Genomic DNA, 25,346 nt, shown 5'->3' with positions numbered 1-25,346 from the left:
TTTCCCCGGTCAGTTTGTTGTTGCCTTCTCGCGCATCAGGAAGCGCGCGATCAGGATGAGGATTAGCGAGGCGATCAGCACCATCGTCGCGATCGCATTGATCTCCGGCGTGACGCCGCGGCGGATCGAGGCGAAGACGTAGATCGGCAGCGTCGTGTTCGATCCGGCGACGAAGAAGGCGATGATGAAATCGTCGAAGGAGAAGGTGAAGGCGAGCAGGAAGCCGGCAAGGATCGACGGCATGATCTGCGGCAGCACGATTTGCCGGAACGTTGTGAGCGGCGTCGCATAAAGATCGCTCGACGCCTCGACGATATCCCGGCCAAGGCTGGCGATCCGGGCTTTGACGATCATCGTCACCAGCGCCATCGTGAAGAGGCCATGCGCGGCGATGATCGAGCCGTAGCCGAGCGCCAGCTTCGGCGGCTGATCGCCAGGCCAGATCGCGGCGATGACGGGATTGACGAAACCGAAGACCTCGACGAGGGCCACCAGCGTCGCGATGCCGATGACGACGCCGGGTACGACGATAGCAGCGGCAAACAGGCCATCGAACAGGGCCCGCATCCGGGTGCCCAGCCGCTCCATGCCGATCGCCGCCATGGTTCCGAAGATCGCCGCGAGCCCGGCGCTGGTGAAGGCGATAATCAGGCTGTTCTGCAGCGCTTCCATCAGGAAGGTATTGGAGAGCGCCCGCCCATACCACTCCGTCGAAAAGCCGACGAACTCGCTGGCATTGCGGCCGGAGTTGAACGAGAACAGCACGACGAGCGCGATCGGCGTGTAGAGGAAGAGATAGACGAAGGTGACCAGCGCGCGCATCAGACGAGATCCACCTGACGGGTACCGGCGACACGCCAGGCAATACGCATCGCAACCAGCAGAATGACGACGACGACGGCGACCAGGGTCACCGCGATCGCCGAGCCGAACGGCCAGTTGCGCGACTGCAGGAAGAGATCGACGAGCGCATTGCCGATGAAGAACACCTTGCCGCCGCCGAGGAGCTGCGGGATCAGATATTCGCCAAGCAGCAGGATCGTCACCAGCGCCACCCCGGTCATCACGCCGGGTAGCGACAGGGGCAAGGTTATCCCGAAGAAGGTCGAGACGGGCTTAGCGCCGAGGTCGGCAGAAGCCTCCAGCAGGCGCCGGTCGAGCTTTTCGAGCGAAACATAGATCGGCATGATCATCAGGGGCAGGTAGCCGTAGACAATGCCGAGCAGCACGGCGCCGGGCGTGTTGATCAGCCGGACATTCTCGATGCCGACGAATTCAAGGAGATGCGGAATGCCGCGGGCGCCGAGCAGATACATCCATGCATAGGTGCGAACGAGAAGACTTGTCCAGAACGGCACGACGACCAGCGATACCAGCAGCAGGCGCCGCTTCGGGCTTGCCTTGACGGCAAGATAATAGGCGACGGGATAGGCTACCAGCAGGCAGGCGGCAGCGCCGATCGGCGCCAGGATCAGCGTGTTGACGAATGCCGCAGAGCGCGAGCCGAGATTGGCGAACTGCGCGAAGGTGAACGCCGCCTGATACCCGCCCTCCGGCGCCCGCTCGCCGAAGGCGAAGACGATGATGGCGATGAAGGGCAGGACGAGGAAAACGAACAGCCAGATGCTGGCCGGCCCGACAAGGGCAGCAGTGACAAGGCGCCGTTTCGTGGCAAGGGTCAGGGGCATACGTCTGTTTCCGCAGCGTCGGGCTCCGGTCCCCGCTAAGAGACCGGAGCTCTCAACGGAGATTAGGCCGACTTGAAGCGTGCCATCAGCTCGGCGCGACCTGGATCGGTGAGCGTCACGGCGGCGCCGAACTCCAGCGGCGTCAGGGCCGCATCGTCCGGATAGACGATCTTGTTGGATGTGATGTCCTTCGGCAGCAGAGCGATGACGCGGCTGTCCGTCGTCGGCGCGCCGTTGGCGATATGCTCCTTCACGGCGTTCTGCGGATCCATGAGGTAGTTGAGCAGCGCATAGCCGGCCGCCTTATTCGGCGCATCCTTGGGGATCGCGTAATAGTCGGTCCAGATCTCGCCGCCATCGGTGCCGAGCACATAGGCGAGCTCCGGCATGTCGCGGTTCAGCTGCGCGCCGTCATTGGTCCAGCACATGGTCAGCCACGCATCGGTGGAGCGCATCGACGGCTGGTAGTCGGAATTGATGGCGAAGAGATGCGGCTTCACCTTGATCAGCAGCTCCTCTGCCTTGGCAAGCTCGTCGGCCTTGATCGAATTGAAATCGTAGCCGAGCGAAACCAGCGCGCTGCCGATCGTCGTCAGCTGGTAGTCATGCACCATCGTGCGGCCGTCGCCTTCGGTCTGGGCGATCTCGAAGAAGTCCTTCCAGCTCGAAAGCTTGGTCTTGATCTTCGAGGTGTTGACCGAGAAGCCCGTCGTGCCCCAGTTTTTCGGCACGGCATAGGTCTTGCCGTCGATCTGGCCTTCCTTGGTGAAGCGCGGGCTTTCGGTCGCCTGGCTGAAATTCGGGATCTTGGAAAGATCCAGCTCATCGATCAGGCCGAGCTTGTGATGGGTCGAGATCGTGTAGTTGGTCGGCACAAACAGCGACCAGCCGGAGGCGCCCGCCTGCAGCTTCGCCAGCATTTCCTCATTGGAACCGAAGACGTTGACTTCGACGGCAACGCCGGTGGCGGCCTTGAAGTTCTCGAAGGTTGCCGGATCGTGGTAGTTCGGCCATGTGGCGATCGACATCTGCGTACCGAGTTCGCCGGCGGCATAAGCGGGCGTCGAAAGCGCGCCGGGGAAGCGCGACAAGACGGCGGTCGCGAGACCGAGGCCGGTGATGCCGAGGAAATGACGGCGGCTGACGGAGCCACGCTTGAGGCGCATGAACTCGTCCATGAAGCCTTCGGCGGAGATCGGGAGATTGTCCTTATAATCCTTGCTCATGATGCTGTTCCCTTGTTTTGGTTTATGCATTCGATGCTGGAAAGACATGGATGGCGGATGGGTCGAAGCCGAGGAATACCTCCTCGCCCGGCTCCACGAGATCGCTCTCGTTCATGCTGCGGCGGTCGGCGGTGATCAGGAAATCGCCGAGGCCCGGAACGCTGACGGCATATTCCGCCGACGAGCCCAGAAAGATCCGGTGCGTGACCGTGCCCTTGAATGCGGCGCCGCCAATAGCCTGCCCACGCGTCAGCCGGATCGCTTCGGGACGAAGGGCGGCGATCGCCTGGCCCGGCGCAAGCTGCTTTCCGGATGCGATCGCCGAGCCGTCGGCGAGCCGCAGCGTCGTGCCATCGGCCTCCATCGTCGCGGCAATGCGGTTGGTCTTGCCGACGAAATCGGCAACGAAGAGATCGGCCGGGCGATCGTAGACTTCCTGCGGCGAGCCGAGCTGGCGGATTTGCCCGGCGCTCATGACGCAGACGATATCGGCCATCGACAACGCTTCTTCCTGATCGTGGGTGACGAGCACGAAGGTGATGCCGAGCTCTCGCTGCAACGTCTGCAGCTCGATCTGCATCGCCGAGCGCAGCTTCTTGTCGAGGGCGGCAAGCGGCTCGTCGAGCAGCAGAACGGACGGGCGGTTGACGATGGCGCGCGCCAGCGCCACGCGCTGCTGCTGGCCGCCCGACATTTCATGGATGCGGCGCTTGGCAAAGCCGCCGAGACGCACCATTTCCAGCGCTTCGGCCACCCGGCGGTCTATCTCGCGCGCCTCGATCTTCGGGCGCATCTGCTTCAGCCCGTAGGCAACATTCTGCTCGACATTGAAATGCGGAAACAGCGCGTAGTGCTGGAACACCATATTCACGGGGCGGCGGTAGGCCGGGACGCCGTTCATCTCCCGCCCGTCGATCAGCACCGTGCCCTCGCTCGGCTGCTCGAAGCCGCCGATCATGCGCAGGCACGTCGTCTTGCCGCAGCCGGAAGGGCCAAGCAGCGCCAGGAAGGCACCCTTGGGCACATTGAGATTGATGTCCGTCACGGCGGTCACGGCGCCATAGTTCTTGGTGACCGAACGGAATTCGATATCGTTCGTCGAAGCGGATGCCACGTCTGTTCCCTGCGGTTGGTTTGGAATTGGCAGTCTTTGCTGCCTTATTGCCACCGTCGTTAAGGAAAGAGTAAGCCTGAGCTTCCGGCGCGGTATATACCCCGAGAGAGGTATTTAAGCGGATTAAGCTTCGTGGAAGGTGTATATGGGGATGCGCAGAATTTCGCGCCGGCGGCAGAGGGAGACCGTCACATGAGCACCGATCTGGAAGCCTTGTTCGGCGCCTTCAACGCGACGGTCGGCCGGCCTGCCATGGGTGACGCCGAGTTCGGCGAGACCTTCCGGCAGATGATGGCGGCGCTGGTGCGCTTCGACTACGTCGTGGTCTTCGCCTATCGTGGCAAGGACCGGCCGATCGATCTCTACTCCACCTTCGATGCCGAAGAGCATGTGGTCTTCGTCACGCTCTACCAGGCCGGTCCCTACCTGCTCGACCCCTTCTACCATACGGCCCGGGAACGGCGCGAAGGCGTGCTCAGGATGCGCGAACTGGCGCCGGACCGCTTCTTTTCCAGCGAATACTACCGCACCTATTACGTTCAGACAGGGCTCGCCGAAGAGATCGGCTTTTTCATCAATGCCGACAAGGACATAACCATCGTCCTGTCGCTGATGCGGCGCGAGAAGACCGGCGCCTTTCCGCCGGCCGATTTCGCGATGCTGAAGAAAGCCGAACCGCTGATCGCCAATATGGTGCGGCACTACTGGGCGGGCCTCGCCCCGCGCTTCGACGCGCAACTTGCAGCCGGCGGAAAGAAACACCGCAAGACCGGCGGCAACCCGAACCTTGCCCCGGCCGATACCGTGTGGCGCGACCTCAATCTGACGAGCCGCGAAACCGCGATCGTCGATCTTGTGCTGCAGGGCCATTCATCCGAGTCGATCGGGTTGAAGCTCAATATCTCGACAGGCACGGTGAAGGTCCACCGCCGCAACGTCTACCGCAAGCTCGGGATTTCCTCGCAGACGCAGCTTCTGTCGATCTATTTCAAGAACCTGCTGCCCGCCGGCTGAGCCGCAATTGTCTGTGCGACGGCGACGAGTCCCGCGACCGGCGAAGGCTCGTCGGAGGCCGCGTCGTAGATGCAGGATGCGGCGAGAACATTGGCTGTCAGGATGCCGATGATGATGAATTTCATGGGATGCTCCAGGGACGAGGCAAAGGCCTCGTCCCGTTTGTTCGTACTGGCGATCAGACGATATTCAGTTCGACATTGATGTTGCCGCGCGTCGCCTTCGAATAGGGGCAGGTCTGGTGCGCTTCCTCGACAAGTTCGCGCGCCAGCTCGGCGTCGATACCGGGAAGACTGACATTCAGGCGGGCCTGCAGGAAATAGGCACCGTCGGTCTGGCCGAGATCGACTTCGGCGTCGACGGCAGTCTCCGCCGGAAGACGGATCTTACGCTTGCCGGCGGCAAGGCCGATCGCGCCGATGAAGCAGGCCGACCAGCCGGCGGCGAAGAGCTGCTCCGGATTGGTGCCCGGACGGCCGCTGCCAGGAGGCGAGAGCTTGACATCCAAGGCGCGGTCGCTGCTCTGGGCAGCGCCCTCGCGGCCACCGGTGGTGTGGGTCTTGCCGGTATAGAGAACCTTTTCGATCGTGGTCATGTAACACTCCTTGGTTTCTGCCGCGCGACGCGGCTTCAGTTGACGGGGAGTGTTTTGACCCGGCGACGTATCCGGCATGTTTCCCGGATGTACGGGATTTGTAACGAAGCTTAGCAGGCGCCAGAAGTGATACGAGCCGCTACAACAAGCGGCTCGCTTTTCAGTGGATCACCAGCTCGGCCGCGAGGCCACCGCCGTCGCGGTTATAGAGGCGCATCGTCCCGCCGATTGCCGCCGTCAGCTGCTGCGCGATCGCAAGCCCGAGACCGGAGCCACCGGTCTCGCGGTTTCGCGATTGCTCCAGGCGGAAGAAGGGCTGCATGGCCGCCTCGATCTGATCGCCGGGAATGCCCGGGCCGCGGTCCATGACGGTGATGGCGATCGCCCCCTCTTCTCTGCGCTCGACGCTCACCTCGGCCGCGCCGCCGAATTTCAGGGCATTGTCGATGAAGTTCGACAGGATGCGGCGCAGCGAGTGCGGCTTGGTCGATGCGGTGCCGCCGACAAGCCCCAGGATAGACACGGGCTTTCCCGTATCCTGATAGTCATAGCAAAGGCTCTCGATGAAGGACGCGAGGTCTATGCGGGAGAACTTCTCGCCATTTCCATGCGAACTGCGGGCATAGGCGATCCCGTCCTGAACCAGCCGCTCGATCTCGCCGATATCGTGCAGCAGCTTGGTCCGCTCCGGAGATTCGTCCGCCATGTCGGCGCGCAGCCGCATGCGGGTGATCGGCGTTTGCAGATCATGCGAAATCGCTGCGAGGATCTGCACTCGCTCTTCGAGATAGTGGGCAATGCGGTCTCGCATTGCGTTGAAGGCGCGTGCGGCATGCGCCACCTCGCTGGGGCCGCTGTCACTCATCACCTCGCCCTTCTTGTTCGGATCAAGGGCATCGGCGGCGGCGGCCAGATCGGCGAGCGGCCGCGTCGCCTGGCGAACGGCAAGCCAGGTCAGGAGAACGATGAGCAGCATCTGCACGCCGAAGACATAAGGCAGCCAGCCGGCAAGCGGCATGACGCCCCTCGGCGTGATGTCGATCGTCAGCGGCGTGCCGTCGGTCAGCGTCAGATGCGCCTGCAGGCGCGTGACGTCGCCGGGGATCGCTTCCATGCGGATCGGAAAGCGATGGCCGATCGCATCGCTGATGGTCGCCGCAATCTCGCCGCCGCGTGTTGAATGATCGGGAACACCCGGCAGGCCCGGGCCGAGCACGAAGCGGTAATTGCCGCGGCTCAGGGGATCAGTCAGATCCGCCCGCTGATCCGCCGGCAACCGGTCGAGCACGGCGATCGATGTAGCAACGTCACTCTCCAGCGTGCCGAGCATGACCGCCTTTGCCGACATCATGCGCTCGGCATAGAGCACGCTGAACGACAGGCCATAGGCGATCGCGAGGCCGAGGAGCAGAATGATGGCAATACGCGAGCGCAACGTACTCGGCCAGACGCGGCCGAACGTTGCAAGGGCCACCGCGCTCATTGCCGCAACTCCGAAATCTCGATCGGCACGGAGAAGACATAGCCCTCGCTGCGGACGGTCTTGATATAGATCGGCTCACGCGCATCGTCGCCGAGCCGCTGCCGCAGGCGGCTGACGAGCAGGTCGATCGAACGGTCGAAGAGCTCGGCATCGCGCCCCTGAGTGAGGTTCAGCAACTGATCGCGATTGAGAACCCGCTGCGGGTGATCGATGAAAACGCGCAGGAGCCGGTACTCGGCGCCGCTCAGCGCAATCGTCGTGCCCTCCTTGTCCAGCAGATGGCGCGCGACCGTATCCAGACGCCACTCGCCGAAGCTCAGCATCTGGCCGGCCTCGCTCACCTGGAAATTCGGCGGCAGCATGCGCGTGCGGCGCAGAACGGCCTTGATGCGCGCCAGCAGTTCTCGCGCCGCGAAAGGCTTCGGCAGATAATCGTCGGCGCCCATTTCGAGCCCGAGAATGCGGTCCATCTCGTCGCTGCGCGCCGTCAGCATCAGGATCGGCGTCGCCTTGTGCTTGCCGGCGCGCAGTTCGCGGCACAGTACGAGACCATCGTCTCCCGGCATCATCACATCGAGGATGATCAGATCGACCGCATTAGCTTCGAGAAAGCTCCGCATCTGGCGCCCGTCGGCAACGGCGGTGGCGCGCAGCCCATTCTTCTTCAGATAGCTCGAAACGAGCTCGCGGATTTCCCTGTCGTCATCGACGATCAGGATATGGTCGACATGCTCCATGGCGCTTTCGGCAACCTCCAATGCGGGCAATCCGCACCGTCCGGCTGACGTCTCGGGCAGCAGGATGGTGCGGGATTCGTGACACCCTATATTCGATCTAGAAACGATCAACATCCAGGATCGCCTGCGCGAAGGCTTCCGGTGCCTCCTGCGGCAGATTGTGACCGATACCGCCGGAGATCGTGCGGTGCTCATAGCGTCCCGAAAACTTCGCGGCATAGGCCGAGGGTTCCGGATGAGGCGCGCCGTTGGCGTCGCCTTCCATGGTGATGGTCGGGATCGAGATGACCGGCCCCTTGGCGAGCACGGCCTCATAGGCATCGTACTTTGCCTCGCCCTTTACCAGCCCGAGGCGCCAGCGGTAATTGTGGATAACGATCGCCACATGATCGGGATTGTCGAAAGCGTCGGCCGAGCGGTTGAACGTTTCGTCGTCGAAATTCCAGGTCGGCGATGCGGTATGCCAGATCAGCTTCGAGAACTCGCGGCGGTTGGCGTCGTAGCCCTGACGGCCGCGCTCTGTGGCGAAATAGAACTGATACCACCAGGCAAGCTCGGCCTTCGGCGGAAGCGGCTTCTTGTTGGCTTCCTGGCTGCCGATCAGATAGCCGCTGACCGAGACCATCGCCTTGCAGCGCTCCGGCCAGAGGGCCGCCATGATATTGACGGTGCGGCCGCCCCAATCATAGCCGCCGACGATCGCCTTCTTGATATGAAGCGCATCCATCAGCGCGATCATGTCGGCGGCGAGTGCCGCCTGCTGGCCGTTACGCTTGGTCTTTTCCGAAACGAAACGGGTGGTGCCGTAGCCGCGCAGATAGGGGATGATCACCCGGTAGCCCTTGGCGGCAAGACGGGGCGCCACATCGGCGAAACTGTAGATGTCATAGGGCCAACCATGCAGCAGGAGGACGGCCGGACCGTCAGCGGGACCTTCCTCGGCATAGCCGATATCAAGCACGCCGGCGCGGATCTGCTTCAAGGCTGAAAAGCCGTTGCCGCTTGCCTTGACGGCGGGCGAAGCCGGCGCTGCCGCCTGCGCAGCACTTGCGACACTGCCGATACCGAACTCGACGGCTGCGACGGTCATGGCGGCGACACCGAAGAAGCGGCGGCGCTGGTGGTTGATTTCCTCGGACATTGTTTTCTCTCCGTTTCCTGAACTGTGATGATGAGCAAAAGACAGTCCGGATGTATCCCCGATGTGTCGCGGACCACGGTTTTGTGCATGCCTTTGTAGCGTGGGGGCCTGCAGATACATTCCGATACAATTCGCTGCAGCCCGCTACATTGCGGTACATTTCTGCCGGATATCAGACACATCCGGGATACGTCGCCCCTTCAGTTTCGCGGCATCGCTGGCAAAGGCCACGAGCAACCAAGCGGAAGGAACCGACCATGACGCTTCTCATCATTGCCTATCTCGGAGGCGCGCTGACGATCCTCAGCCCCTGCATCCTCCCCATCCTGCCCTTCGTCTTCGCCCGCGCGGGCCAGCCCTTCTTCAGAAGCACGCTGCCGATGCTGGCAGGCATGGCCGGCACTTTTGCGCTGGTCGCTACACTGGCGGCCGTCGGCGGCAGCTGGGCGATCAACGCCAATGAATATGGACGGCTTGCCGCTCTATTGCTGCTCGCCATCTTCGGCGTCAGCCTGCTCTCGCCGCGCGTTGCCGGCGGCATCACCCAGCCCGTCGTCGATTTCGGCAGCAGGCTGCTCAATGCCTCGGGCAATGGCGCCACCGCCTCTCCGGCAAGCTCGCTGCTTCTCGGTGTTGCGACGGGCCTGCTCTGGGCGCCCTGCGCCGGGCCGATCCTCGGCCTGGTGCTGACGGGTGCTGCCCTCCAGGGCGCCAATCTGCAGACGACCTTTCTGTTGCTCGCCTATGCCGCCGGGGCGGCCAGCTCGCTCGCCACAGCGCTTCTCGTCGGTGGCAGTGTCTTGGCTGCCATGAAGCGGTCGCTCGGCGTCAGCGAACGGATCCGCCAGGCGCTGGGTGCTGCCGTTCTCGCCGGTGTCACCGTCATTGCGCTCGGTCTCGATACCAGCCTGCTGTCGCGCTTCTCCTATGCCAGCACCACCACTCTGGAGCAGGCCGTCCTCGACCGTCTGCACGTCAAGCCGCAGTCTGGTCCCGAAGTTGCCAGCAACGGCGCGATGATCGATACCGTCGCCGACACCGGGCAGCCGTTCAAGAGCGATCTGCCGGTCGAAGGCCCTGCCCCATCGCTCGATGGCGCCGTGCAGTGGCTGAATTCCGGGCAGCTCACTAAGGAAGCACTTCGCGGCAAGGTCGTGCTCGTGGATTTCTGGACCTATTCCTGCATCAACTGCATCCGCACCACGCCTTATGTCCGCGCCTGGGCCGAAAAGTACGCAGACAAGGGCCTCGTCGTCATCGGCGTCCACGCTCCTGAATTCGCCTTCGAGAAGAACATCGACAATGTCCGCAAGGCGGTTGGCGATTTCGGCATCAAGTATCCCGTCGCAATCGACAACGACTACAAGATCTGGCGCGCCTTCCAGAACAACTACTGGCCAGCTCACTATCTGATCGATGCCAACGGCCAGATCCGCTACACCCATTTCGGCGAGGGCAACTACCGCCAGACCGAAAAGGCGATCCAGGACCTGCTGCATGAGGCCGGAAGCCAGATGGCTTCGAGCGCCGCCGTCACACCCGATGCGAAGGGCGCCGAGGCAAGCCCGGACTTGCGTCATGTCCGCTCCGGCGAGACCTATATCGGCTACCAGCAGGCCTCGAACTTCGCTTCCCCCGGCGGTCTCGCAGCGGACACCCCGCGCGACTACAGCGCAGGCTCCCTCGGCCTGAACCAATGGGGTCTTTCAGGGCGCTGGACCGTGGGTCCGGAAGCCGCCAGCCTCGATGCCGCCGATGGCGGCATCAGCTACCACTTCAGCGCCCGCGACCTGCATCTCGTTCTCGGACCCGGCGCTGACGGCAAGCCGGTTCGTTTCCAGGTGACGGTCGACGGCAAGGCGCCGGGCGTCAATCATGGCACCGATACCGACGAGAACGGCAACGGCATCGTCACGTCGACAAAGCTCTACCAGCTGGTCCGGCAGAGCGGCGAGGTCGAGGCCCGCAACTTCGAGATCCGCTTCCTCGATCCCGGCGTCGCCGCCTACGCCTTTACCTTCGGCTGACCATCAATCCGCATTTCCCAATCCCAAAAAGGAGTTTCTTCCATGACCAACCGCACGCTCTCCACCGTCGCTCTCGCCTTAGCAATCAGCGCCGCCGCCTTCACCGCCCAGGCGGCCGAGATCAAGAATATCGTCATCGTCCACGGCGCTCTCGCTGACGGATCGGGCTGGCAGAAGGCCACCGAGATCCTCGAAAGGCGCGGCTTCAACGTCACCATCGTCCAGGAGCCGATCACCTCGCTCGCCGACGACGTCGCCGCCACCAACCGCGTCCTCGACCTGCAGAGCGGTCCATCCCTCCTCGTCGGCCACAGCTATGGCGGCATGGTCATCACCGAAGCCGGAAACCGGCCCGATGTCGCGGGCCTCGTCTATGTCGCCGCTTTCCAGCCGGACAAGGGCGAAAGCCTGATCGGCCTCGCAAGCTCGAAACCGGCGGGCGGCATGAACATCAGGGAGACCAAGGACGGCAAGTATCTCTACCTCGATCCCGCGGCCTTCGCCGCCGACTTTGCCGCAGACCTGCCCAAGGACGAGGCAGCCTTCATGGCAAAGTCGCAGGTCTTCGCCGCCAAGGAAGCCTTTACCGCCAAGGTCGGCGATCCTGCCTGGCGCGCGAAGAAGAGCTGGACCGTCGTTGCGACAGAGGATCGCTCCATCAATCCCGACCTGGAGCGGGACATGGCCAAGCGCGCCGGCAGCAAGGTGACGGAGATCAAGGCAAGCCACGCCGTCTTCGCATCGCGAGCGCAGAAAGTCGCGGAAGTGATTGAAGAGGCTGCGAAAGAGGCCGGCAAATAAAAGATGGGACGGCGGGTAAACAGCCCGCCGCTTCTCATTTCAGGGCAGGATTGCCGAGCACTTCGACGGCCTCGCCGGCGGCCCGTATGCCGCTTTCCCATGCACCATGCGCCGTCGAAAAATCCGTGCGGTGCGTTGCCTCGCCGGCAAAGAACAGCCGGTCGCCGACCGGCCGCGCCAGCACCTGCCTCTGGCTCGCCTGCCCGGGCAGGGCGTGGCTATAGGAGCCGCCGATCCAATCCGTCCGGCACCAGGACGATGCCGCAAGCGGCAGCAGATGTTTGCGGATGCCGCTTCCGAGCAGCGAAGAAAGCTGCTCCAGCGCGAAGGCGAAGGCATCGAGGAGACCGGCGCGCTCGATCACCACCGCACCCGCTCCGCCGAAGAAGCCTTCGAGCACCGGCCGCCCCAGCGGACGGATATAGTAACTGCCGGTCTCCGGGTTCTGGGGATCGCCAAGCAGATGGGTTTCCGCCTCAAAACCGTGATTGCCCTTGAGTTCGAAAGACAGCTTGTCGGCGAGACCAAGCGGCAGCTGGCTTGCGGCATGGAGGTGGTCGTCAGCTCCGGCGTCAAAGCCGATCGCCCCGCCCGCCAGCACATTGGTCGAAACCGTGACGATTGCTGCACGGGCCGCGATCGTACCTCGATCCGTTTCCAGCCTGACACCCTGTCCATCGAGGAGAATCCGCCGGACCGGCGTCGAGAGCCGAAGCTCGGCCTTCGGCATGGCCGCCGCAATCAGGCTTCCATAGCCTTCATGCACCCGCCAGTTCGCATTGGAGGCGGCATTGTCATAGGCGAGGAAATCGGTGATCGACAGCCGGTCGAGCGCCGCGCCGTTCATATAGCCGCTGAGCGAGTTGCAATAGGCATTCCATCGCCCGCCCGGCTCAAGAGCATCGGAGGCCCGGTCACTCGCCGGAGGATCCGACTTAAGGCGCCCGTCCAGCGCATTCCAGGCGGCCTCCGCTGCCGCCTGGTCGGCGGGCGGAAAACCGAGATCGCGCCATTGCGTCTTCCAGGCCGTCGGCCCCTGCTCGATGGTGAAATTGGCTTGCTTGCCGATCGTCACCAGCGGATTGCGCTCGGCGGAGTGCAGCCAGCCACAGCCCATGTCGAGCGGCATGCCGGCAAGCTCGATCGTCCAGGCACGCCCCCCGGCGCGGTCGCTCGCCTCCAGCAGCACGACGGAGCGGCCGGCGGCCACGAGCGTCCGCGCGGCAGCGATCCCCGCAGCCCCTGCACCGACAATCGCCACATCGTAATCCATCGCCGCTCCGCTTCTGCGAGATGCCATCGCCTTGATATGGTGCAAACTTTACATAGGAAGGCGACCGGCTTCAACGCAGCCAAAACGCTGCTACTATGCGCCATGACCTTCTTCGAAACGCTCGTCGCCCTGCTTGCGGTTGCCATCCTGCTCTTGCAGGTCACGCGGCGCATGCGCCTGCCCTATCCGGGCATCCTGGCCGCTGCCGGCGTCGGCGTCGCTATGCTGCCGGGTGCCCCGACGATCCCCATCGATCCGCCGACGGCGCTGGCATTGTTCATCGCCCCCGTGCTGATCGATTCCGCCTATGATTTCCCGCTCGGCGCGGCCAGGCGCATGCTGCTGCCGCTGTTTCTCTATGCCGTCGTCGCGATCCTGGTCACGACAGGCGTCGTCGTCACCATCAATGCCTTCACGATCGGCCTGCCGCTTGCAGTCGCCGTGACGCTCGGCGCCATCGTGGCACCGCCGGATGCGGCTGCCGCGACCGCCGTGCTCTCCAACCTGCCGGTGGCGCGGCGCGTCGATGCGCTGCTCAAGGGCGAGAGCCTGTTCAACGATGCGACGGCGCTCTTGCTGTTCGGCGCGGCGCTGACGGTTCAGGCGCGCGGCGGGCTCGATACGGAAACTGCCTTGCGGATCGGCTTTGCGGCGCCGGGCGGTATTCTCTTCGGCATTGCCTTCGGCTTTCTCGTCTCGCGCCTCAGGCCGGTCACCGAAAACACAGTCGGCGGCACGCTTCTGCAATTCGTCTATGCCTTCGCCACTTGGCTGATTGCCGAGCACCTGCATCTCTCCGCCGTGCTTGCCACAGTCGCCAGCGCCATGACGATCGCGACGCTGGCGACGGTCGAGGATTCGCCGCGGATGCGCGTCCATTCCTTCGCCGTCTGGACGACGGTCGTCTTTCTGCTCAACGTTGTCGCCTTCCTGCTGATGGGCCTGCAGGCGCGGCGCATCGTTGCGGCGATGTCGGCGGCGGATCTGGAGCGTGCGGTCAGCTTCGCCGCGATCGTCGTCGTCGCCATTATCGCGACACGGCTGGCGATGGCCTTCCTGTTCCATGCGCTCGTCGCCCACCGCCACCGGCGCGGCCATGTGCTGGCGCCCTTCAATCGCGGCGAAACGCTGCTGGTCGGCTGGGCCGGCATGCGCGGTCTGGTCACGCTCGCGACCGCCTTTGCCCTGCCCGCCGATTTTCCGGATCGCGATCTCGTCGTCCTCACCGCCTTCTCGGTAGTCTTGGCGACGCTCGTCATTCAGGGGGCAACGCTGGCGCCGATGATCCACCTCCTGAAGCTCGGCCGTCAGGGCGAAGTCCAGGAAGAGCTGGAGGCCGCCCGCAAATCGCTGGCCGAGGCAGCACTTTCCCGACTGGAACCAGAAACCGGCGCCGAAGCCGACGCCTTGCGCATCGTCTACAGCGATCATCGCGCCCGAGCATCCAGAATGCCTGACCGCCCGCCCTCCGACCGCCGCCGAAACCTGGCGATGGCGGTCGTGATCGCCCAGCGCCAACGTCTCGAAGAATTGCGCCATGCCGACCAGATCGGCCCGACCCAATATCTCGAGCTGCAGGAAGACCTCGACTGGAAGCAGCTCTCCGTCGGCACCGACGAAGAGCGGCGGATCACCGAGAGCTGACGCTCAGCCGGGTGATTGCACCTTGTAGCGCAGTGCGACTACGCCGTGATCGCGCGCTTCGGCCGATTGCAGCGACAGCTGCGCCTTCCCTTTCAGCCCGCCTTCAAAGGCGATGATTGCCTGTCCGCCGGTGGCGTCGATAGCAGGCGCCACCAGCAGATAGATCTCGTCGACCAGCCCCTCCGCAAGGAAGCTGCCATTGATGCCCGCCCCGCCCTCGAGCAGCAGGCGCTCGATGCCGAGCTCGCTATGCAGCGTCTGAAGCGCCGCCCTGAGATCGATCGTCGGACTATCGGAGACGATGTAGGAAACGCCGTCGCCCGCCAGCTCGGCCAGATGGCTGTCGCTGACGCCACTGCCGAGCAGCACGACGACATGGTCACCGCCGATGTCAGGCGCCTTGAAATGCAGCTTCGCGCCGGGATCGACACCGATCGCATAGACCGGCGCATCCTTCCGGGCGAAATGGAACGGACGCTTGACGTCGCCGGCAACAGCCGGCGGATGAGGCGACCCCTTCGCCATCTCGGCCATGGTGACGCGACCGACGAGCCAGGCATCGCCCCGCAGCGCCTCATGCGTTTCCTCATAGATCGACGACCACTCCTTGCGCCCGGCATCGGGATTGTCGGTCCAGGTGCTCGGGTGCAGGCCACCGTCTATGGAAGACATCATCAGGCAGGTCACATGCGGCTTCATCAGGTTTCCTCGATTCGAAAAGCGTTCGGGAAACGCCCGATAGCGGCGAAAGTTCAGAGCCTTGGCGATCCCGGATATGATCCTAGCCGCTGGCGAGCTTGAACAGCAAGGTGGTGCGCAGCTTCGCCGGATCGGGCTCATCGACGGGGTTGTTGTGATAGTGTTCCAGCCGGGCTGCGAAGCGATCTCCCTCCGACGTTTCCTCCATGTCCCAGCGAATGCCGCGCTCTTTTGCCCAACCGATCAGCATCGCCGTGACCTCATAGAGATTCTCATAGGGGCCGGTATAGGTCGTCTCGATATAGCGCCCACCCGGCAACTCGCCTTCCATCAACGCGCCGGACAGCGGGATGGCCGCATCCGTCGTCATCCCTATCTCGATCTCCAGATCAGGCATGTCGATCAGGTTATATTTGATGAACTCCATTCCGTCGGCGGCGACGCCGGCATTCGCGAATGCGGCGAACAATTCTCCGAAGGCCGGGCCGACGGTGTCTCCGAAAGGCATCGTAACCTTGCGGCGCACCGCGACATAGCGCTGCGGGCCGCGTTCAGTCTGGCGTGGCAATGTGAGCATGACGTCCTCCTCTATTCCAGACAAGGACGACTGGTGCCGGCGCCATCCGACACGGGTGCCAGATTTTCTGCGCCGCTCACTCCTGCCCGTTTGCGAGCTTGCGAATCCGGTCCGCGGTGGCGGGATCGACGGGATGATAGATCACCAGCCCGAGATCCGGCCGGCCATCGACGGAAAAGGCCGAATATTCGAGCTCGATCGGGCCGAGCTTCGGATGCTGCAACCGCTTGACCCCGTCACCATGGATGCGGACGTCATTCTCCTTCCAGTGATGGGCGAAATCGGGGCTGGAGGCCGAAAGCTCTTCCACCAGACGGCTGACTTCCGAGCCCGCCCCGGCGCGCGCCACATCGGCGCGAAATGCCGCGACGACGAAGCCGGCGAGCGTCTGCCAATCGTGCTGCTTGGCGCGGATCGCAGGATTGGAGAAGATCAGCCGGAGGATGTTGCGCTGCTCCGGCGGGATTGTGCTGTAATCGGTCAGGACCACGGCGGCAGCACGGTTCCAGGCGACTACATCCCACATCGCCGTCTTGATGAAGGCGGGGCTGGAATCGAGCGAGTCCAGCAGCCGCTGCAACCGCGGCGTCACACCTTCGACGGGCGTGTAGCGCACTTCAGGCGGACGGCCGAGGCCGAGCATGAAGAGATGCTCGCGCTCCGGCTCGGTCAGCATCAGCCCGGCCGCGATCCGGTTCAACACGTCGGCAGACGGCGCGCCGCCGCGCCCCTGCTCCAGCCAGGTATACCATGTGGGGCTGATATTGGCGCGCTGCGCCACCTCCTCGCGGCGCAATCCCGGTGTGCGCCGGCGGCCGGAAAAGCCGAAAGAGGCCGGGTCGAGCCGGGTGCGGCGATCCTTCAGAAAGGCCGCGAGCGAACCTGCATTGTTGATCGGCATGGCGATCCTGTTAGCAATTATACTAGGATAAAGTCACTACTTTAACAGGATGGATAGTAGCCGATAATGGGCGCAGATCAAACATGAGGAGACATGCTGTGCGCATTTTCTTGACAGGAGCAACCGGCTTCATCGGTTCGGCCATCGTGCCGGAACTCATCAGTGCCGGCCACGAGGTCGTCGGCCTGACGCGGTCCGATGACGGAGCACGGGCGCTCGAAGCCGCGGGGGCAACCGCCTATTTCGGCACGCTGGAAGAACCCGACAGCCTGCGCCGCGGCGCGCTTGAATCCGACGGCGTCATCCATACGGCCTTCGACCACGACTTCTCGCGCTTCGTCGCAAATTGCGAGAAGGACGGTCGTGTGATCGCGGCCTTGGGCGACGCCCTCGAAGGCTCCGACCGCCCGTTTCTGATCACATCGGGAACCGGCATGGGCAATGCCGAATTCGGCGAGCTGGCAAGCGAAGACGTCTTCAACACCAGCCATCCCAACCCGCGCATCGCCTCCGAGCTTGCCGGTCAAAAGCTGCTCGAAAAGGGCGTCAACGTCTCGGTGGTCCGGCTGCCGCAGGTGCATGACACGCGAAAACAGGGCCTGATCACGCCACTGATCGAGATCGCCCGCGACAAGGGCTTTGCCGCCTATCTCGGCGAAGGCCGCAACCGCTGGCCGGCCGGCCATGTCTCGGACGTCGCGCTACTCTATCGCCTCGCCGCCGAACGGGCCGAGCGCGGCGCACGCTATAATGCCGTCGCCGAAGAAGGCATCGATGCCCGGACGATCGCCGAAGCGCTCGGCCGCGGTCTCGGCATCCCGGTCAAATCGCTCACCGCCGAGGAGGCACCCGGCTATTTCGGATGGATGGCGATGTTCGCCTGCATGGACTTCCCGGCCTCCAGCGCCAGGACACGGGAAAAGCTTGACTGGCACCCATCCGGCCCCGGCCTGATCGCCGATCTCGATGCCATGAACTACAATTGAAGCTGATGCAGCCGGGCCTCAAAGCCCGGCTGCAAACCCTATTGCGCGGGAACGCGCCAGACGGTGTTGCCGACATGATCGGCAACCAGCAGAGCGCCCCGGCGAATGGCGACACCCTGTAAGGCTGAATTGAAATGCCTGAAGTTGAATATGTCATGGTCCTCAGCCGAGCGGGGCCTTGCCCGCCCGGATCAAACCTTGCGCAATTCAATTTGTTCAGGCGTTCACGCGATTGAGACTAGAGCGCAGACGCCCGGGCCGGATGCCCGCGCCGCCAGTCTTCTGCCGCCTGCAGCGCGGTTGCGATCCGCTCGTCGCTGAACGGTTTGCCGACAACGGCGAAGGCGCCATCAAAACCTTGTGATACGGCCTGCGGCGCGCCCGTCACGAAGATGACGCTGATGCCGAAACGGTCGATCAGACGGCGCGCCAGCTGCGTTCCGCTCGTTCCATCGGACAAGCCCACATCCACAAGCGCCACATCCGCCCGCGGCGCAAAGGCCAGCGCTTGTTCGATGGTCGCCGCCGGACCAAGGGCGCGGTGGCCGCTTTCGGTGGTTATTCGCTCCAATTCGAGGGCGATGAAGCCCTCGTCTTCGACAATCAATACGTTCATGTTCCTATCTCCTCGCGTCAGGAGGAGATTGCTCGCGCCGTCCGATTTTCAAGCGAGGCGATCGGGATTTTCGCGCAACATGAAATCTGATCGCATTTGCGCGATCGGGCCGTGCAATCCGGCCGTTGGCGTACCATATTAAAGGGTATGTCGATCCAGGTCACAAAACGCGAGAAGGAAATCCTCGAGCTGATGAGCGCCGGCAAGACCGCGCAGGAGATCGCCATGATTCTCGGCTGCTCCGTGCACACGGTGCGCACCCATATCGACGCCCTGAAGGACATTTTTGCTGTTTACAAGGACACCGCGCTCGTTGCGGCCGCCCTGCGCAAGGGCGTCATCGATTGACTTTCAGGCTGCCGCACTGAAAAGCATGCGGCTTCGTGCGTGGCCATCAGTTCGCCACGATGCGCTACTTTAGCTTCGCCTGTCTGCCCCAAACGAGAATCATTGAATGACAAATCTTACGAAAATCGGCCTCGGCCTGCTTCTGGCAGTGGCTGGCGTCGTCTCGACGTCGAGCATCGCTTCCGCGCAATATTACGATCCCTATGACCGTCCGCCGCCGCCGCGTTTTGCACCGCAGCCGGATTGGCGCCGCCCTCCGCCGCCCCCGCCGGGTTACGGCCGTCCGCCGCGCGGCTGCGATCCGCGCTGGGCTGAAGACAAGGCCCGTGATTTCGGCTTCCGCCGTGCACGCGTCGTCGACATCACGCCGCGCCGCGTCATCGTTCAGGGCTGGACGCGCCGCGGACAGGACGAAATCAGCTTCGCCAATGTGCGCGGCTGCCCGGTTATCGGACGCTAATTCTGAAATCGCTGACGTCCCGCCGGGACGTCAGCCCCCTTTTCAGGCGGATGTGACGTCTTCGACGGCAAGACGCGCCAGTTCCAGAGCCGCCTCGCGGGTCTTCGCCGCGGCGATGAACCGGCCCTTGTGGCAGAAGGTAGCGCCGGCAACGCCGGACGCCTTTTCCAGCTCCGCATTCGAAAGTCCCGCCCATGCCGCCGGCAGATCGGCGCGCAGCTCGAAACCCTCGTCGGCACGGCGGATCCCGGTAACGCACCAGTCGTTTTCGCGGGGATGGACGACGAAGAGCAGATGTTCCGCGCCCGCCTTGATGATCGCCGGACGGAAGGGCATACCCATCGGCAGTTCCAGAACGCGGTTGTCGCCCGTCGTCTTGATCGCTTCCAGCACCAGCGCCTCGGCGCGAAGCTTGGCATCCTGAACGCGGATGCCGCCTTCAACGAAGATCGCAGCAACGGCGAGCGCCGCATGGAACGCCCGCTCGTCGGCATCCTCGCCCCGCGCATCGAAAGACGGCTTCAGCGTGTCGAAAAGCGCAGGCAGCGTCAAACCGGCGAGTTCGCCGGCGATCGACGGGTCGATGGCGCCGTTATCGACGAGATCGATCGGCAGCACGAATTTCCGGTCGAAGGCCGCATGAACCGCAGCCGCCCGTTCGGCGGGAACGCCCAGTGCTGCAAGATAATCCATGCCGTACTGGCGCCAGATTAGGCCGAACGAGCTGAACGGCCGACCATCTTCGCGCACCGGCGCGCCGCGCTGATGATGGTCGAAGATGCGAAGCTCGGGATCGAAGGCACCGCCGACGTCATAGACGATGCGATCGGCTGCCGGTGCAATCCATTCCGGGCTGCGCGACCGCACGATCCTGGCTGCAGGAAACAGCTTCGTCAGCACGACGCTCGACATCAGCTCGTCGGCATGGAAGCCGCCGGAATGGGTGACCAGAAATTCAATGTTCACGTGAAGACCTTCGACAGGGAGATGTTGCCTGAGCCAATAGCCGCAGAGCGCCTCAAGCTCAATCGCTATCCGCCACGCTCTGGCGGATCGGTGCCGATTCCGGCATAGTCCTGATATCAGCAGTCGGCGGAGGCGCGTTTGGTCGAGAAAATATCGAAGATCTCCGCATCCGCGGCGCCGATCGCAACACGCATCGAACACAGCATTTCGGTGGCAGAACCCGAAATCGCATGGGCAGCGCGCCGCCAGGCGGAAATCGACGAGGGGCTTGAGGACCGCAGGAAGTCAGGCGAGCACCCGCATCCGGAAAGTAATGCCGAAGACGCCGACAGCCGCCATCTCGATCTGCATCACTCCGAAAGCGCGGAGCAGACCAACGACGCCGAGAAGCTGTCGGGCGAGAGCGAGCGCATCGGCACCGGCAATCTTGATGAAGAAGACGTGCCGTTCGGCGAGCATTCCGGCTACATCTGAAAGACTGGCCTGAGGCGCAGCGATGCGCGCCTCAGGCCCTGATATCACTTCGCCTCGGCGACGGCCTCGCCGGGCTCCTCTACCACCGGCCGCGCCTTGAACACGCGACGGACGGTGACGAAGAGCAGCGGGATGAAGAAGACGCCGATGACGGTGGCCGAAATCATGCCGCCCATGACGCCGATACCGATCGAGTTCTGGCTGCCCGAGCCCGCGCCGCTTGCGACCGCCAGCGGCAATACGCCGAGGATGAAGGCGAGCGAGGTCATCAGGATCGGCCGCAGGCGCTGGCGCGCCGCCTCGACGGTGGCGGTAACCAAATCCTTGCCGGACTTCTGCTGATCGATCGCGAATTCGACGATCAGGATGGCATTTTTCGCCGCAAGGCCGATCGTCGTCAGCAGGCCCACCTTGAAGTAAACGTCGTTGTTCTGGCCGAAGAGCAGCGCCGCGGCGAGAGCGCCGAAGACGCCGATCGGAACGGAGAGCATGACCGCAAACGGGATCGCCCAGCTTTCATAGAGTGCGGCAAGCGCCAGGAAGACCACGAGGATCGAGATTGCGTAGAGCTGTGCTGCCTGGTTGCCGGAGAGACGTTCCTGCGCCGAAAGGCCGGTCCACTCATGGGTGAAGCCACCCGGCAGCTGGCCGACGATCGCGTCGATCTCGTTCATCGCGTCACCTGATGATACGCCCGGTGCCGCAGCACCCTGGATTTCAACGGCGGACGAGCCGTTATAGCGCTCCAGGCGCGGCGAGCCGAACTTCCAGTGGCCGTCGGCGAAGGCCGAGAACGGCACCATCTCGCCATCGGAATTCTTCACATACCACCGGTCGAAATCCTCAGGCTGCATGCGGAATGCCTTGTCGGCCTGGACATAGACCTTCTTGACGCGGCCGCGGTCGATGAAGTCGTTGACGTAGTTGCCGCCCCAGGCGGTCGACAGCGTCGTGTCGATATCCGAGAGATTGAGGTTGAGCGCGCTCGCCTTTTCCTGGTCGATATCGACCGAATATTGCGGCGAATCCTCCTGGCCGTTCGGGCGCGTGCCGACGAGCTTGTTGCTCTTGCCTGCGGCAGCGAGAAGCTGGTTGCGCACCTGGATGAGCTGCTGGTGGCCGGCGCCGTTCATGTCCTTCAGATAGAAATCGAAGCCGGCATTGTTGCCGAAGCCAGGGATGGCCGGCGGCGACAGAGCGAAGACATTGGCGTCCTTGATCTTCGAGAATGCTCCCATCGCCCGCTGCGCAATGGCCTGAGCCTTCGCCTGCGGCGTCGTTCGCTGATCGAAATCCTTGAGCTTCACGAAGGCGAGGCCGACATTCTGCCCCTGCCCGCCGAAGCCGAAGCCGACGACGGCCATGACGCCGGTGACGTAATCCTTCTCGTCGTTGAGATAGTGGTCCGTCACCTGCTTCAGCACCTTCTGTGTGCGGTCCGCCGTGGCGCCGACAGGCAGCTGGACGCTGGTGATCAGAATACCCTGGTCTTCATCCGGCAGGAACGAGCTCGGCAGTCGGGTGAAGAGATAGCCGGTCGCGACAGCAATCAGCAGGAACATGGCGATGAAGATGCCGGACCGGCGGATGATGCCACTGACGCTGCGCTGGTAGCCGCGGGTGCCGCGGTCGAAATTGCGGTTGAAGAAGCCGAAGACGCCGCGGCTCTTGGCACCGTGCTTCGGCTTCTTGAGAATCGTGGCGCAAAGCGCCGGTGTCAGGATCAGGGCGACGACGACCGAGAGCAACATCGCCGAGACGATCGTCACTGAGAACTGCCGGTAGATGACGCCGACCGAGCCCGAAAAGAAGGCCATCGGGATGAACACCGCTGAAAGCACGGTGGCGATACCGATCAGCGCACCGGTGATTTCCTCCATCGACTTGATGGTCGCCTCGCGCGGCGAAAGCCCCTCTTCCTCCATCACGCGCTCGACATTCTCGACGACGACGATCGCGTCATCGACCAGAAGACCGATCGCCAGCACCATGCCGAACATCGTCAGCGTATTGATCGAGTAGCCGAAGAAGGCGAGCACGCCGAAGGTGCCGAGCAGGACGACCGGAACGGCAAGCGTCGGAATGAGCGTCGCGCGGAAACTCTGCAGAAAGACGAACATGACGATGAAGACGAGAACGATCGCTTCAACGAGCGTCTTCACCACGTCTTCGATCGACAGCTTGACGAAGGGCGTCGTGTCATAGGGATAAACGACCTCGACATTCGGCGGCAGCGTGCCGCGCAGCGTCTCGACCGTCGACTGAACCGCCTCTGCCGTATCGATGGCGTTGGCGCCGGAGGCGAGGTTGATCGCCAGGCCGGCGGCCGGATTGCCGTTATAGGTCGAGAAGCTCGAATAGCTCTCGGCGCCGAGCTCGACTGTCGCGACGTCGTTCAGCCGCACCAGCGAACCGCTGCTGGCGCTCTTCAGGATGATGTTCTGAAACTGCTCGGGCGTCTGCAGGCGGCTCTTTGCCGTCACCGTCGCATTGAGCTGCTGGCCCTTGCGCTGCGGCAGCGCACCGAGCTGGCCGGCCGCGACCTGGGTATTCTGCGCCTCGATCGCGTTCGTCACATCGCTGACCATCAGCGAATATTTCGCGAGCTTGTCCGGATCGACCCAGATGCGCATCGCGTAACCGGAGCCGAAGAGCTGCGTGTCGCCGACACCGGGAACGCGCTTCAGCGTGTCGTTCAGCGAGCTGTTGACGTAGTCGGCCAGGTCGGTCGATGTCAGCTTGCCGTCCATCGAGACGAAGCCGATGACCATCAGGAAGTTCGAGGTCGACTTCGTTACCGTCAGGCCGGTGTTCTGAACGCTCTGCGGCAGCTGCGCCTCGACGAGCTGCAGCTTGTTCTGCACCTGCATCTGCGCAACGTCGGGGTTGGCGGCGCTGGTGAAAGTCAGCGAGATCGACGCCTGACCGGTCGATTGCGAGGTCGAGGTCATGTAGTCGAGATTGTCGATCCCGGTCATGCCCTGTTCGATGACCTTGGTGACGGAATTTTCGACCGTTTCGGCGTCGGCACCCGGATAGGTGCCGGAAATGCGCACGGTGGTCGGGGCGATCTGCGGATATTGCGAGATCGACAGTGTCGTGATCGACAGGATGCCGGCAAGCATGATGACGATGGCGATGACCCAGGCAAAGACCGGCCTGGCAATAAAGAACCGGGACACGGGCTTACCTCACTTCGTTACGGGCGTGTTCGCCGCTTCCTTGACCGGGGCAGCCTCGGCCGCATCGGCCTGCTTGATCTCGCCGGTCGCGTCGTCGAGCGTCACGTCGTCGACCTTGACATCCTGGCCGTCCCTGACGCGCTGGATGCCCTCGACGATGACGCGGTCGCCATCATTGATGCCGCCGGCCACCAGCCAGCTGTTGCCGATGCTGCGCTGAACGCTGAGCGTCCGCCGCTGCACCTTGCCGTCCGTGGAAACGAACATTGCCGTCGGATCCCCCTTGGTGTCGCGGGTGACTGCACGCTGCGGCACAAGGAAGCTGTTGGGCGCCACGCCCTCTTCGATCGTCGCGCGGACATACATGCCGGGCAGCAGCAGCCGGTCCGGATTGGGGAAGGTCGCACGCGCCGTCACGGTGCCGAGCGTCTGCGAGACGGAGGATTCGAGGAATTCGAACTTGCCGGGTTTGTCGTATTTCGAGCCGTCCTCGAGCTTGACGTTGACAGAGACATTGTCGCCCGTCGTCTTGATGCGTCCCTCCGCGATCGACTTGCGCAGGGCGAGAAGATTGGTGCTCGATTGCGTGACGTCGACATTGATCGGGTCGAGCTGGTTGATGGTCGCGAGCGCCGTCGTCTGCTCGGCGGTGACGAGCGCGCCGACCGTGACAGCCGATGCGTCGATGCGGCCACCGATCGGCGCACGGATCTTCGTATAGCCAAGATTGATGCGCGCGGTCTCGAGGGCAGCGCGCGCCGAGGCGACATCAGCGAGAGCCTGCGCCAACGTCGAGCGGGCATCGTCGAGATCCTGCTTGCTGACCGCGGCCTGCGATGTCAGGCCCTGGTAGCGATCGACCTTCGCCTGAGCGCTTGGAACTGCACCCTCGGCCTTCTGAAGCGTGGCGACGGAGCTGTCAAAGGCTGCCTGGTAGGGGCTCGGCTCGATTTCATAGAGAACGTCACCGGCATTGACCTCGCTGCCCTCCTTGAAATTACGGGCGCGGATGATGCCGCCGACCTGGGGGCGGACCTCGGCGATCAGCGATGCGGCGGTGCGGCCCGGTACTTCGGCGGTGATCGTCACCGATTGCGGACGCAGCGTCACGGCGCTCACCTGCGGCTTGGCATCGGCGGCGGCCTTCTGCTGCTGCGGCGCCTGCTCGTTGCAGGATGCGAGCGCAAGCGTGAGCGCGGTGGCATAACCAAGGTTCGCAAGCCATCTGGTCTTGGCGATAGGCATTCAAGGCTCCTGTGTCGCCTGACGATCGCTTGGGAGGCAATGCAGGCCGTTCGTGATTTGTAATGGCGGCCGCCGCTATAACGGCGGATCGCGAAATCGGTTTCGTTCGCACGCCGCCGCAGCTCGTGAAAGCGCAGGCGGCATGGCAA

General features: G+C 63.4%; 26 protein-coding genes. 9 read left to right on the top strand and 17 right to left on the bottom strand.

The window, feature by feature from the left end:
- Positions 1-9 precede the first annotated feature (9 nt).
- The 4 genes from ACODR6_RS07875 to ACODR6_RS07860 all read right to left on the bottom strand — a co-directional run bounded on the left by ACODR6_RS07875 (position 10) and on the right by ACODR6_RS07860 (position 4,028).
- A complete protein-coding gene (locus ACODR6_RS07875) occupies positions 10-822 on the bottom strand; it encodes an ABC transporter permease (protein WP_489022029.1) in 813 nt (270 codons plus the stop codon).
- On the bottom strand, positions 822-1,688 hold the full coding sequence (locus ACODR6_RS07870; RefSeq protein WP_112711054.1) for an ABC transporter permease: 867 nt from the start codon (positions 1,686-1,688) through the stop codon (positions 822-824). Before ACODR6_RS07870 ends, ACODR6_RS07875 begins: the two co-directional genes overlap by 1 nt.
- A 62-nt stretch (positions 1,689-1,750) precedes the next feature.
- Positions 1,751-2,914: a polyamine ABC transporter substrate-binding protein gene (locus ACODR6_RS07865; RefSeq protein ID WP_489022026.1), complete on the bottom strand. Its 1,164-nt coding sequence runs from the start codon at positions 2,912-2,914 to the stop codon at positions 1,751-1,753.
- A 22-nt stretch (positions 2,915-2,936) separates the two neighbouring features.
- On the bottom strand, positions 2,937-4,028 hold the full coding sequence (locus ACODR6_RS07860) for an ABC transporter ATP-binding protein (RefSeq protein WP_489022024.1): 1,092 nt from the start codon (positions 4,026-4,028) through the stop codon (positions 2,937-2,939).
- Positions 4,029-4,220: 192 nt separating this feature from the next.
- On the opposite strand from ACODR6_RS07860, the gene ACODR6_RS07855 reads away from it, so the two are divergent.
- A complete protein-coding gene (locus ACODR6_RS07855) occupies positions 4,221-5,042 on the top strand; it encodes a helix-turn-helix transcriptional regulator (RefSeq protein ID WP_489022022.1) in 822 nt (273 codons plus the stop codon).
- Here ACODR6_RS07855 and ACODR6_RS07850 read toward each other — a convergent pair.
- The 5 genes from ACODR6_RS07850 to ACODR6_RS07830 form a co-directional block, all read right to left on the bottom strand.
- Entirely contained in the window at positions 5,012-5,167 is a 156-nt protein-coding gene (locus ACODR6_RS07850) for a hypothetical protein (RefSeq protein ID WP_489022020.1), read from the bottom strand. The two genes, ACODR6_RS07855 and ACODR6_RS07850, sit on opposite strands and share 31 nt — an antisense overlap.
- Before the next feature lie 53 nt (positions 5,168-5,220).
- Complete coding sequence (locus ACODR6_RS07845; RefSeq protein WP_199628164.1) at positions 5,221-5,637, bottom strand: organic hydroperoxide resistance protein; 417 nt, start codon at positions 5,635-5,637, stop codon at positions 5,221-5,223.
- 160 nt (positions 5,638-5,797) lie between these two features.
- Positions 5,798-7,120 carry a sensor histidine kinase gene (locus ACODR6_RS07840; RefSeq protein ID WP_489022018.1) on the bottom strand — a complete coding sequence of 441 codons (1,323 nt, stop codon included), beginning with the start codon at positions 7,118-7,120 and terminating at the stop codon, positions 5,798-5,800.
- Positions 7,117-7,857: a response regulator gene (locus ACODR6_RS07835; RefSeq protein ID WP_199628374.1), complete on the bottom strand. Its 741-nt coding sequence runs from the start codon at positions 7,855-7,857 to the stop codon at positions 7,117-7,119. The genes ACODR6_RS07840 and ACODR6_RS07835 overlap by 4 nt, the downstream gene beginning before the upstream one ends.
- 97 nt (positions 7,858-7,954) lie before the next feature.
- On the bottom strand, positions 7,955-8,998 hold the full coding sequence (locus ACODR6_RS07830; protein WP_489022016.1) for an alpha/beta fold hydrolase: 1,044 nt from the start codon (positions 8,996-8,998) through the stop codon (positions 7,955-7,957).
- Between the two features lie 257 nt (positions 8,999-9,255).
- On the opposite strand from ACODR6_RS07830, the gene ACODR6_RS07825 reads away from it, so the two are divergent.
- Both ACODR6_RS07825 and ACODR6_RS07820 read left to right on the top strand, forming a co-directional pair.
- On the top strand, positions 9,256-11,025 hold the full coding sequence (locus ACODR6_RS07825; RefSeq protein WP_489022014.1) for a cytochrome c biogenesis protein DipZ: 1,770 nt from the start codon (positions 9,256-9,258) through the stop codon (positions 11,023-11,025).
- A 42-nt stretch (positions 11,026-11,067) separates the two neighbouring features.
- Positions 11,068-11,826: an alpha/beta hydrolase gene (locus ACODR6_RS07820; RefSeq protein WP_489022012.1), complete on the top strand. Its 759-nt coding sequence runs from the start codon at positions 11,068-11,070 to the stop codon at positions 11,824-11,826.
- A 34-nt stretch (positions 11,827-11,860) separates the two neighbouring features.
- Here ACODR6_RS07820 and ACODR6_RS07815 read toward each other — a convergent pair whose 3' ends face one another.
- Positions 11,861-13,099, bottom strand: a complete 1,239-nt coding sequence (locus tag ACODR6_RS07815; RefSeq protein ID WP_489022010.1) for a flavin monoamine oxidase family protein — start codon at positions 13,097-13,099, stop codon at positions 11,861-11,863.
- Positions 13,100-13,201: 102 nt separating this feature from the next.
- Between ACODR6_RS07815 and ACODR6_RS07810 the strand changes: the two genes are divergently transcribed.
- Positions 13,202-14,743: a cation:proton antiporter gene (locus ACODR6_RS07810; RefSeq protein ID WP_489022008.1), complete on the top strand. Its 1,542-nt coding sequence runs from the start codon at positions 13,202-13,204 to the stop codon at positions 14,741-14,743.
- A 3-nt stretch (positions 14,744-14,746) separates the two neighbouring features.
- Here ACODR6_RS07810 and ACODR6_RS07805 read toward each other — a convergent pair whose 3' ends face one another.
- The 3 genes from ACODR6_RS07805 to ACODR6_RS07795 form a co-directional block, all read right to left on the bottom strand.
- Positions 14,747-15,442, bottom strand: a complete 696-nt coding sequence (locus tag ACODR6_RS07805) for a RibD family protein (protein ID WP_199628171.1) — start codon at positions 15,440-15,442, stop codon at positions 14,747-14,749.
- Between the two features lie 82 nt (positions 15,443-15,524).
- Positions 15,525-16,019, bottom strand: coding sequence for a GyrI-like domain-containing protein (locus ACODR6_RS07800; RefSeq protein ID WP_489022006.1), 495 nt, complete (start codon positions 16,017-16,019; stop codon positions 15,525-15,527).
- Between the two features lie 76 nt (positions 16,020-16,095).
- Complete coding sequence (locus ACODR6_RS07795; RefSeq protein ID WP_162708569.1) at positions 16,096-16,920, bottom strand: helix-turn-helix transcriptional regulator; 825 nt, start codon at positions 16,918-16,920, stop codon at positions 16,096-16,098.
- Positions 16,921-17,018: 98 nt separating this feature from the next.
- On the opposite strand from ACODR6_RS07795, the gene ACODR6_RS07790 reads away from it, so the two are divergent.
- Together ACODR6_RS07790 and ACODR6_RS07785 are read left to right on the top strand one after the other, a co-directional pair.
- On the top strand, positions 17,019-17,906 hold the full coding sequence (locus tag ACODR6_RS07790) for an SDR family oxidoreductase (RefSeq protein WP_489022003.1): 888 nt from the start codon (positions 17,019-17,021) through the stop codon (positions 17,904-17,906).
- The gene (locus ACODR6_RS07785; RefSeq protein WP_489022001.1) at positions 17,903-18,028 is read left to right on the top strand and encodes a hypothetical protein; all 126 of its coding nucleotides are present in this window, start codon (positions 17,903-17,905) and stop codon (positions 18,026-18,028) included. Before ACODR6_RS07790 ends, ACODR6_RS07785 begins: the two co-directional genes overlap by 4 nt.
- A gap of 116 nt (positions 18,029-18,144) precedes the next feature.
- Here ACODR6_RS07785 and ACODR6_RS07780 read toward each other — a convergent pair whose 3' ends face one another.
- A complete protein-coding gene (locus ACODR6_RS07780; RefSeq protein ID WP_112711070.1) occupies positions 18,145-18,522 on the bottom strand; it encodes a response regulator in 378 nt (125 codons plus the stop codon).
- A 147-nt stretch (positions 18,523-18,669) separates the two neighbouring features.
- On the opposite strand from ACODR6_RS07780, the gene ACODR6_RS07775 reads away from it, so the two are divergent.
- Together ACODR6_RS07775 and ACODR6_RS07770 are read left to right on the top strand one after the other, a co-directional pair.
- Positions 18,670-18,870 (top strand): response regulator transcription factor, encoded by a 201-nt coding sequence (locus ACODR6_RS07775; protein ID WP_112711071.1) that lies wholly within the window; start codon positions 18,670-18,672, stop codon positions 18,868-18,870.
- Positions 18,871-18,976: 106 nt separating this feature from the next.
- Positions 18,977-19,330, top strand: a complete 354-nt coding sequence (locus ACODR6_RS07770) for a hypothetical protein (protein ID WP_112711072.1) — start codon at positions 18,977-18,979, stop codon at positions 19,328-19,330.
- A gap of 42 nt (positions 19,331-19,372) precedes the next feature.
- Here the strand turns inward: ACODR6_RS07770 and ACODR6_RS07765 are convergent, their stop codons facing one another.
- Entirely contained in the window at positions 19,373-20,296 is a 924-nt protein-coding gene (locus ACODR6_RS07765) for an MYG1 family protein (RefSeq protein ID WP_112711073.1), read from the bottom strand.
- 138 nt (positions 20,297-20,434) lie between these two features.
- Here ACODR6_RS07765 and ACODR6_RS07760 point away from each other — a divergent pair, with 138 nt between their 5' ends.
- The gene (locus ACODR6_RS07760; protein WP_489021998.1) at positions 20,435-20,770 is read left to right on the top strand and encodes a hypothetical protein; all 336 of its coding nucleotides are present in this window, start codon (positions 20,435-20,437) and stop codon (positions 20,768-20,770) included.
- Positions 20,771-20,814: 44 nt separating this feature from the next.
- Here the strand turns inward: ACODR6_RS07760 and ACODR6_RS07755 are convergent, their stop codons facing one another.
- Both ACODR6_RS07755 and ACODR6_RS07750 read right to left on the bottom strand, forming a co-directional pair.
- On the bottom strand, positions 20,815-23,952 hold the full coding sequence (locus ACODR6_RS07755) for an efflux RND transporter permease subunit (protein WP_489021996.1): 3,138 nt from the start codon (positions 23,950-23,952) through the stop codon (positions 20,815-20,817).
- Between the two features lie 9 nt (positions 23,953-23,961).
- Positions 23,962-25,197 carry an efflux RND transporter periplasmic adaptor subunit gene (locus ACODR6_RS07750; protein WP_130281393.1) on the bottom strand — a complete coding sequence of 412 codons (1,236 nt, stop codon included), beginning with the start codon at positions 25,195-25,197 and terminating at the stop codon, positions 23,962-23,964.
- Positions 25,198-25,346 lie beyond the last annotated feature (149 nt).

The organism is Rhizobium sp. FG96, from assembly GCF_057808655.1.
Note: the sequence above shows the minus strand (reverse complement) of the source record. Positions and strands in the feature narration are given on the sequence as shown.